We start from the raw sequence: 9,086 nt of genomic DNA, 5'->3' as shown, positions 1-9,086 counted from the left end.
GTGCCGTCACGCCGGGAGCGGCCATCTGGATCAGGCACAGGATCGGCCAAAACGTCGTTTCTCGAATGAATTCGGTGTCGACAGTGACGAAATCCGACTTTTCGAAAGCGGCGAGAACGGTCTCGAGTTCTTTCTGGGTGGTGATGACGTGCATCAAATCGCTTTTGGCAGGAGTAAGGTCTTCCTAGATTTCAGCCGCCGGGGCTTTCGTCAAGCTTTGGCACCGCCATCATGAGGTTCCCGGACCGTCGGAATCGCCGTTTCTCCTGGCCAGCCGCGCGAAAACCGTCGAAGTGCGCAGGAGCGCAATGAAGCGGCCGCGCCTGCCCGCCGGCACGCCGGACCGAGCCTGCATGCGGTAGAGGATGACAGCGATGAAGATCGCATAGACCACCGCGCTGAATACAAACAGGGCGCCCGGTCCGAAATATTGCATCGCCGTCGAGGCGGCGAACGGGCCGCCGATCGCGCCGAAGGAATAGAACAGCATCAGCGCCGCGTTGATCAGCACGAACTCGCCGGTGTCGGCGCGATCGTTGGAGTGGGCCGCCGACAACGAATAGAGCGGCATGGCGAAACAGCCGAAGATGAAGACGAGGACGAAGTTGAGCAGCGGATTGCTACCGGCGATGAACACCAGCGCCAGCGCCGAAAGCATCGCGCAGCAGGTCGTCATCAGCAGCACCCGGCGCCGGTCCCAGCGGTCGGAGAGGTAGCCGAGCGGATACTGGATGATGGCGCCGCCGAAGATGCCGACGCTGACGAAGGTCACGACATCGGCGACCGACATGCCGATCTGCTCGGCATAGACCGGGGACAAGGTGCGAAAGGCGCTGTTGGTGACGCCGACGGCGATGCAGCCGAAGCAGCCCAGCGGCGAAATCCGCCAGACGCGCGCCAGGTCGAGCTTGACCTCTTCGGGTGGTGTCGGGTTGGAGCGGTCGCCGAGCGACACCGGCACCAGCGACAGCGTGATCATCATCGACATGATGGCGAAGATAGCGAAACCGCCAGCGCCGAAGATCGGGATCAGGAACTGGGCTGATGTCACCGAACCGATGTCGACCATCCGGTAGATCGCCAGCACGCGTGCCCGATCGTGATTGCTGACGCCGGAATTCAGCCAGCTTTCGACGATGGTGAACAGCCCGGCGAAGCAGAAGCCGCCGGCAAGACGCACCGCGCACCACATCACCGGATCGATGACCAGCACCAGGAGCAAGGTGCCGACTGAGGCGATTGCCGCCAGCGCCGAAAATGCCCTGATATGGCCGACCGCCTTCATGATGCGGGTGATGGCTAGGCAGCCGAGCAGGAAGCCGGCGAAGTAGAAGGTGCCCATCAGGCCTATGTCGGAAGCGGAAAACCCTTCCTGCGCGCCGCGCAGCGCGATCAGCGTGCTCTGCAGCCCATTGCCGCCGAGCAGGATGCCTGCGGCGAGAAGAAGCGGGATCATCGGGCGGATGGAGGACATGAAGAGGCGATCACGTGTCGGTGATCCCTTCTTGGACCATCGCCCTGGCCAACGCCAGCAGCAATTCCCGGCAAACTACAGCGAGGATATGTCCAACTCTTCGTGGAAGGTCCAAACGCTTATGAACGGGCCGTCGTTTAGGTTCTTGCTATAGATCGTCATGATCACCTGTTGCCGTTGATCGTCGCGCGGAGGCAACTGACCGGTGATGAGCCGGAAACCGTCGGGATCTACGCCAACAGCGAATTGCTGTTCCGGGTCGATACGATCGTAGTCGATTATGAGCCGCGATCCGTCGAACTGCTCCCGCATCGATTCGTCGTTCGGAAAGTCACCATCGGAGAGGGCTTTGAACCGCGCCCAATCGTCTATGCGAGCCGCGTCAAGCAGGTTGACGATGCGGCTGCGCTCTTGAGGTGTCAGAAAGAGCTTCTGGTTTTGCATATCCTGATCTCATTTGCCGTAAACGTAGCGGTAGAGGATATCGCTATCCATTGTGCCGCCCAAGTTTACAACGGATGTCCTGTCGAAGCCGCTTGCCTTGACAAATCCGGCCTCCCATGCGCTTTTCGCGCAAATTTTGAGGCCGGGCTTGATGCTTGGCCTGCAACCCAGCACCCCGGACTTTACCAATGACAATGCACCGTTACCGCAGCCATACCTGTGCCCAGTTGAGGAAGAGCGACGTCGGCTCGACCGTTCGCCTGTCCGGCTGGGTGCATCGCGTGCGCGATCATGGCGGCCTGCTCTTCATCGACCTGCGCGACAATTATGGCCTGACCCAGATCGTCGCCGATCCGGATTCGCCTGCCTTCAAGGTCGCCGAGACCGTGCGCGGCGAGTGGGTCATCCGCGTCGACGGCGAGGTCAAGGCGCGCTTGCCCGAGACCACCAACGCCAATCTGCCGACCGGCGAGATCGAGATCTTCGCCCGCGAGATCGAGGTGCTGTCGGCGGCCAAGGAATTGCCGCTGCCGGTGTTCGGCGAGCCTGACTATCCCGAGGATATCAGGCTGAAATACCGTTTTCTCGACCTGCGCCGCGAGACGCTGCACAAGAACATCATTGCGCGGACAAAAATCATCGCCGAAATGCGCAAGCGCATGGGCGAGGTCGGCTTCACCGAATTCTCGACGCCGATCCTGACCGCGTCGTCGCCGGAAGGCGCGCGCGACTTCCTGGTGCCGTCGCGCATCCATCCCGGCACCTTCTATGCGCTGCCGCAGGCGCCGCAGCAGTATAAGCAGCTGATCATGGTGTCGGGCTTCGACCGCTATTTCCAGATCGCGCCCTGCTTCCGCGACGAGGACCCGCGTGCCGATCGCCTGCCCGGCGAATTCTACCAGCTCGACCTCGAAATGAGCTTCGTCGAGCAGGACGACGTGCTGTCGACCATGGAACCTGTCATGCGCGGGGTCTTCGAGACCTTCGCCAACGGCAAGCCGGTGACGCAGAATTTCCAGCGCATTCCCTATGATGTGGCCATGCGCAAATACGGCTCCGACAAGCCGGACCTGCGCAACCCGATCGAGATGCAGGCCGTCTCCGATCATTTTCGCGATTCCGGCTTCAAGGTGTTCGCCAACATCCTGGCCAGCGACCCGAAGGCCGAAGTGTGGGGCATTCCCGCCAAGACCGGCGGCAGCCGCGCCTTCTGCGACCGCATGAATTCCTGGGCGCAGGGCGAGGGCCAGCCGGGGCTGGGCTATATCTTCTGGCGCAAGGAGGGCGACAAGCTCGAAGGCGCCGGTCCGCTCGCCAAGAACATCGGCGAGGAGCGCACCGAGGCGATCCGCCTTCAGCTCGGCCTTGCCGATGGCGACGCCGCCTTCTTCGTTGCCGGCGACCCGAAGAAGTTCGTCTCCTTCGCGGGGGCTGCGCGCACCCGTGCCGGCGAGGAGCTGAACCTTGTCGACCGCGAGCGTTTCGAGCTGTGCTGGATCGTCGACTTCCCGTTCTTCGAGTGGAACGAGGAAGAGAAGAAGATCGACTTCGCCCACAACCCGTTCTCGATGCCGCAAGGTGGCATCGATGCGCTGAATGGCGAGGACCTGCTCGGCATCAAGGCGTTCCAGTACGACATGGTCTGCAACGGTTTCGAGATCGCCTCAGGCGGTATCCGCAACCATCTGCCCGAAACCATGGTCAAGGCGTTCGAGACGGTAGGGCTGGACCGCGCCACGGTCGAGGAGCGCTTCGGCGGCCTCTATCGTGCCTTCCAGTATGGCGCACCGCCGCATGGCGGCATGGCCGCCGGCGTCGACCGCGTCGTCATGCTGCTGCTCGGCGCCAAGAACCTGCGTGAGATCACCATGTTCCCGATGAACCAGCAGGCCTATGATCTGTTGATGAATGCACCCTCGGAAGCGAGCCCGCAGCAGCTTCGCGACCTGGCGCTGCGCGTTGCCGTGCCCAAGAAGGACGCCTGATCGCGCGCTTTGGGCGATGCTTTAAAGAACCGCCCGAACCGATTCTTTCGATTCGCTAATCCCAAGAAAAAGCCCGGCATCGCTGCCGGGCTTTTCGCATAGCGAGATCGCTTCGATCAGTCTTCGTTGGCCTTGACGGTGACACCGAGCGTCTTGGGCAGATCGAGCGGGTTGGACATGGCACCCGCCATGATCAGCGCGAACGGCACGGATGCCGGCGGCTCGGCCGAGATTTCGAGGCTCTTCGGATCGTCGAGGAATTTGCTGACCGCGGCCGTAACCTGCGCAGTCAGTTCCGGATTGTTGAGCTGCGCCATGCCGAACGGCACGATCGCCTTGGCCTGGTTGGCGATGTCCTTGCCGGACATGCCTTGCTGCTTGCCGACATAGTCCAGAACCTTGTTGGTCAGCGAATCGTCGTCGAAGCGGATCGAGGCGCTGTTGAACGAAAGCTGCTGCAACAGGCCGAGCATGGCCATGCCTTGCGCCGAATTGTCGGCGCCTTCCGGCTGTGCCGCCATCTTCTTCTGCATTTCCTGCAGCGACTTGATGAAGTCCAGCGTGTAGCCGCCGAGATTGAAGGTCATGCCGAGCGTGCCGGCATTCTCGACCGAGATGTCGTATTTCGACAGTTCCATCTTGCCGTCCGTGGGCTGCCAGGTGCCGGCCATTTCGAGATTGCCCGCGATGTTCTGGTAGCCGAGCGCGTTGATGACTTCCTTGGACTTGGGATCGTCCACCAGCGTCAGGTCGGCATTGAATTTTTCCGTGGTGGCGGTGAATTCCATCGCCTTGCCGTCCGCCGGCGGCGTGATCTCGATGGCAAGCCCGTCCATCGAGAAGGCGGTCTTGTCGGCGACCTTGACGGTCATGTTCGAGAGTTCGGCGGACTTGTACATCATCAGCGAGCCCAGCGGGCCGGTGGAACCGTCGGCCGGAACTGTCATGTCGTGGATGACGAAGGGGCTGAGGTCGAGGGTGACGCCGTCCTTGCTGTGTGTGAAGGCAGCCGTTGATACGGTGGCGATGTCATAGCCGCCATTTGCCTCGGTCACGCCTTCGAGTTTGACGTCGCCGATGGGAAGCGCTTCCTTCTCCGCCGCCGGTTTGATGGCAACGCCCTGCAGCACCATGCTGGTGTTGTCGCCGGTCACCCCGGTCCAGGTGATGTCGACACCTTGTGCGACAAGCGCTGCCTTCAGCCGGTCGGCCACTGCCGTATCCTGTGCGAGGGCCGCATTCAGCGGCAGCGTGAGCAAGAAGGTCGAAAAAGCCAGTTTCTTGAGAATTGAGCGTTTGATTGTCATCGCAAGGTCCCTGAGAGTGTCCTGAAATTGTTTTTTCAATTATTTGCGCCATCACCATTCCGTGACGAACTGGACCGGAAAAAGGCGTGTCCCGGCACATTGGTCAAAAATCGCGGTGAAAGGCAAACCCGATCCCACCGTCTTTGCGCAAACCGGTGAATTTGTCATGAAGAGCCGATAGCCGGATATCGTCGCGCTTGGCGATAGAGCCCGCATGTAACAGGCTGATGTTGGCCGACATCCGCTGGGGTATGGTTTCATGTTGCAGAAAGGCCGGTATCTCCGTCGGGCTCTTGCCGCGAATCACCCGCTCGGCTAGTCCGAGCCCATGGGAAAAAGGCTTTTGCCGCCTGAAAATGGCGGTGGCGATCACATCGAGCCGGTCGATCTGAAGAAGGCGCTGGAAGAGCGCTATCTGGCCTATGCGCTGTCGACCATCATGCACCGGGCGCTGCCCGATGTGCGCGACGGACTGAAGCCGGTCCATCGCCGCATCATGCACGCCATGCGCCTGCTGCGGCTCAACCCCGATCAGGGCTTTGCCAAATGCGCCCGCATCGTCGGCGAGGTGATGGGCAAGTTCCACCCGCATGGCGACCAGTCGATCTATGACGCGCTGGTGCGGTTGGCGCAGGATTTCTCGATGCGTTATCCCCTGGTCGACGGGCAGGGCAATTTCGGTAACATCGACGGTGATAACGCCGCCGCCATGCGCTACACCGAAGCGCGCATGACCGATGTGGCGACCGAACTTTTGTCCGGCATCACCGAGGATGCCGTCGATTATCGGCCGACCTACAATGAAGAAGACGAGGAGCCGGTGGTTTTGCCCGGCGCCTTTCCCAACCTTTTGGCCAACGGCTCGTCCGGCATCGCGGTGGGCATGGCGACATCGATCCCGCCCCACAACGCCGCCGAGCTTTGCGATGCCGCACTTCACCTGATCGAAAACCGGGACGCGCCGGTGGCGAAGCTGATGGACTTTGTCCAGGGGCCGGATTTCCCGACCGGCGGCATCATCGTCGACAGCCGCGCCTCGATCCTCGAAGCCTACGAAACCGGTCGCGGTGGCTTTCGCGTGCGCTCGAAGTGGTTCCAGGAGGACCAGGGCAGGGGCACCTGGAGCATCGTTGTCACCGAAATCCCGTACGGCGTGCAGAAGGCGCGGCTGATCGAGAAGATCGCCGAGCTGCTGATGGCGCGCAAGCTGCCGCTGCTCGAGGACATCAGGGACGAAAGCGCCGAGGACGTCCGCGTCGTGCTGGTGCCGAAGAGCCGTTCGGTCGACCCCGGCATCCTGATGGAATCGCTGTTCAAGCTGACCGAGCTCGAAAGCCGCTTCCCGCTCAACATGAATGTGCTGTCGCGCGGCAAGGTGCCCAACGTGCTGTCGCTGAAGGGCGTGCTGCAGGAGTGGCTCGAGCACCGCCGCGAGGTTTTGGTCCGCCGCTCGAAACATCGCCTCGGCGAAATCGAAAGACGGTTGGAGATACTTGCCGGCTACCTGATCGCCTACCTCAACATCGACGAGGTGATCAGGATCATCCGCGAGGAGGATGAGCCAAAGCAGGTCATGATGGCCCGCTGGTCGCTCACCGACACCCAGGCCGAAGCCATCCTCAACATGCGGCTGCGCGCTCTGCGCAAGCTTGAAGAATTCGAGATCCGCAAGGAATTCGACGGCCTGAGCGCGGAGAAAAAGCAGATCGAGGCACTGCTTGCTTCAAACGAGAAGCAGTGGGCGACGATCAAGTGGGAAGTCACCAACATCCGCGACAAGTTCGGTCCGGAGACCGAGCTCGGCAAGCGCCGCACCCAGTTCGCCGACGCGCCCGAGCATGATCTGACCGACATCGCCCATGCCATGATCGAGCGCGAGCCGGTCACCGTCGTCGTCTCGGAAAAGGGCTGGCTGCGGGCGATGAAGGGGCATCTGGCCGATCTCTCGACGCTGACCTTCAAAGAGGGCGACAGCCTCAAGCTCGCCTTCCATGCGCAGACCACTGACAAGGTGCTGGTCTTCGCCACCGGGGGCAAGTTCTACACCATCGGCGCCGACCGGCTGCCTGGCGGGCGCGGCCATGGCGAGCCGATCCGCATCATCGTCGATATGGACAATGACCAGGACATCGTCACCGCCTTCGTTCACGATCCGAAGCGCAAGCTGCTGCTGGCCTCGCACGACGCCAACGGTTTTATCGTGCCGGAGGAGGAAGTCGTTGCCAACACCCGCAAGGGCAAGCAGGTGATGAACGTCAAGGCGCCGGACGAAGCCAAGCGCTGCATCCCGGTCACCGGCGACCATCTCGCCATCGTCGGCGAGAATCGCAAAATGCTGGTGTTCGCGCTCGCAGAGATTCCGGAGATGGGCCGCGGCAAGGGCGTGCGCCTGCAGAAATACAAGGATGGCGGCCTTCTCGATCTCAAGCCGTTCACGCTGGAGAGCGGCCTCTCCTGGCAGGATTCAGCCGACCGCACCTTCACAAGGTCGCGCGAGGAACTGGCTGAATGGATCGGCGCCCGTGCCTCGGCCGGACGCATGGTGCCGAAGGGATTCCCGAGGACGGGGAAATTTGGGTAGCGAGTGAAGCTGCCGATCCCCCCTCGTGGGGGAGATGCCCGGCAGGGAGAGGGGGGCGCTGTCCCGCCGACGGTCGAGTTCACAGATACTCGATTGGTTTGCGGCTCACGGTCCAAATCCAAGGCCGCGATCCTTCACACCCCCCTCTGTCCTGCCGGGCCTCCCCCACGAGGGGGGAGATTGGCAGCTTCACCATCTCATTTGGACTATCGTCACGATTGCTGCACTATATCAGTGCATAGACAGGAGGGGTGTTTGGGAGAGCCAGGCGTTTGAAGGAAGCAAGAATCCAGAAACCGGAACGGCAGCAGCGCCTCTTCGGCCTGTCGACGCCGCTCAGGGCAGCCGTCATCCCGCCGCTGTCGGCGGCACGCTGGCTGCTGGTGCTGATCGTTGCCGCCGGCGTCTATTTCTTCCACGGCTTCCTGTTTCCGGTGCTGGCGGCGCTCGTCATCGCTTTCGCCAGCTGGCCGCTCTACCGCCGCCTGCTTGTCGCGGTCGGCGGCAACCGCACCATCGCCGCGACCTTCGCCATCCTGTTCATCCTCGCCTTCCTGGTGATCCCGATCGCGCTCGCCGGCACCTATGCGATCAACGAGGTCCGCGAATGGGTCGCCTGGGCGATCGAGACCAACCGCCACGGCGCGGTGACGCCACACTGGATCGCCACCATGCCTGTCGTGGGCGAGTGGCTGAACGAACAGTGGACCACCAATTTCGGCCATCCCGGCGGCATTGGTGAGCTGATCCAGCTGGTCAGCGGCGCTAATATCGGCAGCATCTATCGCGGCGTGCTGGCCGCAGGCGGCAGTGCTTTCGGCCTGCTGTTGACGCTGCTGTTCATGATGATCGCGCTGTTCTTCGCCTATCGCGACGGCGAGCACTTTGCGGGCCAGGTCGACCGTCTCGGCGAGCGCCTCCTGCCGACCAGATGGGAGCGGATTTCGCGCGTCGTGCCGGCGACGATCTCCTCGACCGTGACCGGCATGACCGTTATCGCCATCGGCGAAGGGCTGGTGCTGGGCATCGCCTACTGGCTGGCCGGCGTGCCGTCGCCGGTCACGCTTGGCGCCCTGACCGGCGTCATGGCGCTGATCCCCGGCGGCGCACCGCTGTCCTTGACGCTGGTCTCGATCTACCTCGCCGCCAGCGGCTCGCCGATGGCCGGGCTGGCACTGTTCCTCTGGGGTGCGGTCGAGCTGTTCATCGTCGACAAGACACTGCGTCCGAAGCTCGTCGGCGGGCCGATAAAACTGCCCTTCCTGCCGACCTTTTTCGGCCTGATCGGCGGCGTC

7 protein-coding genes and 1 pseudogene are annotated in these 9,086 nt (G+C 62.3%); 3 read left to right on the top strand and 5 right to left on the bottom strand.

The window, feature by feature from the left end; genetic code table 11:
* The 3 genes and pseudogenes from EOA22_RS38870 to EOA22_RS16100 form a co-directional block, all read right to left on the bottom strand.
* Nucleotides 1–154: pseudogene (locus EOA22_RS38870) on the bottom strand (ribonuclease D); the annotation flags it as partial.
* 75 nt (nt 155–229) lie between these two features.
* Entirely contained in the window at nt 230–1,474 is a 1,245-nt protein-coding gene (locus tag EOA22_RS16105) for an MFS transporter (protein ID WP_063167752.1), read from the bottom strand.
* Nucleotides 1,475–1,549: 75 nt separating this feature from the next.
* Complete coding sequence (locus EOA22_RS16100) at nt 1,550–1,918, bottom strand: hypothetical protein (RefSeq protein ID WP_024504702.1); 369 nt, start codon at nt 1,916–1,918, stop codon at nt 1,550–1,552.
* Nucleotides 1,919–2,112: 194 nt separating this feature from the next.
* Here EOA22_RS16100 and aspS point away from each other — a divergent pair, with 194 nt between their 5' ends.
* Nucleotides 2,113–3,903 (top strand): aspartate--tRNA ligase, encoded by a 1,791-nt coding sequence (gene aspS, locus EOA22_RS16095; protein ID WP_063170205.1) that lies wholly within the window; start codon nt 2,113–2,115, stop codon nt 3,901–3,903.
* A 116-nt stretch (nt 3,904–4,019) separates the two neighbouring features.
* On the opposite strand, the gene EOA22_RS16090 is transcribed toward aspS, so the two are convergent.
* Nucleotides 4,020–5,210, bottom strand: a complete 1,191-nt coding sequence (locus EOA22_RS16090; protein ID WP_063167753.1) for a hypothetical protein — start codon at nt 5,208–5,210, stop codon at nt 4,020–4,022.
* A 103-nt stretch (nt 5,211–5,313) separates the two neighbouring features.
* Complete coding sequence (locus tag EOA22_RS16085) at nt 5,314–5,583, bottom strand: hypothetical protein (RefSeq protein WP_127423385.1); 270 nt, start codon at nt 5,581–5,583, stop codon at nt 5,314–5,316.
* Here EOA22_RS16085 and parC point away from each other — a divergent pair.
* Both parC and EOA22_RS16075 read left to right on the top strand, forming a co-directional pair.
* Nucleotides 5,539–7,791: a DNA topoisomerase IV subunit A gene (gene parC, locus EOA22_RS16080; protein WP_063167754.1), complete on the top strand. Its 2,253-nt coding sequence runs from the start codon at nt 5,539–5,541 to the stop codon at nt 7,789–7,791. The two genes, EOA22_RS16085 and parC, sit on opposite strands and share 45 nt — an antisense overlap.
* A gap of 272 nt (nt 7,792–8,063) precedes the next feature.
* On the top strand, nt 8,064–9,086 hold a 1,023-nt coding region (locus EOA22_RS16075; protein WP_164755490.1), incomplete at its 3' end, for an AI-2E family transporter.

Source organism: Mesorhizobium sp. M7A.F.Ca.US.014.04.1.1 (genome assembly GCF_003998745.1).
GTDB classification, from domain to species: domain Bacteria; phylum Pseudomonadota; class Alphaproteobacteria; order Rhizobiales; family Rhizobiaceae; genus Mesorhizobium; species Mesorhizobium ciceri.
Note: the sequence above shows the minus strand (reverse complement) of the source record. Positions and strands in the feature narration are given on the sequence as shown.